Source organism: Hymenobacter agri, from assembly GCF_054778495.1.
The window spans coordinates 1-1066 of the sequence record NZ_BAAGZM010000988.1 but is presented as its reverse complement, the minus strand read 5'-3'; the positions used below and the strand labels follow the sequence as shown (position 1 = coordinate 1066).

The 1066-nt window shown below is 64.4% G+C and carries 1 protein-coding gene; it reads right to left on the bottom strand.

Annotated features, from left to right (window positions below):
* Positions 1 to 1066: DUF4153 domain-containing protein (locus ACYVDE_RS23915; RefSeq protein WP_460504027.1), on the bottom strand; the 1066-nt coding region annotated here is incomplete at both ends.

Below are 1066 nucleotides of genomic sequence, written 5' to 3'. Positions count from 1 at the left end.
GTCGATGGCGAGGGCGGCTCCGTACTCGGCGTTCACGGTAAGCTGGGCGGCGTGGTTGAGGACAGCGCGGCGGGCCAGCAGCGTGGGCAGGGCGCGGTCGGGCATGTCGAGCAGGAAGCCGATGTCGACGCTGCGCAGGCGCGGCTGCAGGTTGTACTGCGTCATCCAGACTTCCCAGTTGCCGGCTGCCAGCAGCAGTAGCACTGCGTACACGGCCAGCGAATTCAGCCGCACGAGGCTGTAGGCCGAGCGCTGCTGCCAGATTTTGCCCAGCACCGTGCCCAGCCCGAAAAACACCAGCAGCAGGAAGAAACACACGCCAATGCGCTTGTAAGCCACGCCGCTGTTCAGGATGTAGTAGTAGTTGCGCAAACCCACCGACACGGCCAGCACCGCGTTTTGCAGCACCCACACCGTGGCCCCCCAGCGCAGCGCCCGCAGCCCCGGCGCGTAGAAGTTGAGGTTGCGCCGGAAAAACCACAGCACAATGCCCATAGCCAGCAAAATACTGAAAATGAGCACGTAAGTGCCTTCGTGCACAAACTGCGCAAGGTCGAACCCCGGCGCGGGCTCAAACCCGAACCACAGCCAGCGCACGTCGATGGCATTCACCACGAGCAGCAGCACGTTCACCAGCCCGAACACGGCCACGGCAATCAGGTACTCTTTGCGCAAATCGAGCGCCTTAGTGGTTTTGAACCGGAAATCGGGCCGGCGCACGGCAAACGAGGCCACCCGGTCGCGCTGCCGCCGCACAAACTCACCAAAGCGCGACTCCTGGTCGGCAAAGAAATACACCGGCACCACCACCACCACGGCCGCCGTTACGCCAAAGCCCAAGGCCAGGAACAGCAGGTGGCCCAAAGAAATATCAGGCAGTAGGCGCAGCAGCCAGTCGCCCAGCACCTCCAGCACCCGGCTGCTAAGCCGCGCATATACCGGGTTGGCCACCGCAAACAGCACATGGAATGCCGCCAGAATGCCCAGCGGCACCAGTAGCAGCCGGCCGTAGAACCAGCCCCGTTGCGCGCTGGCCCCGGCGTTGGTGGGCGGGCGCACGCCGCGC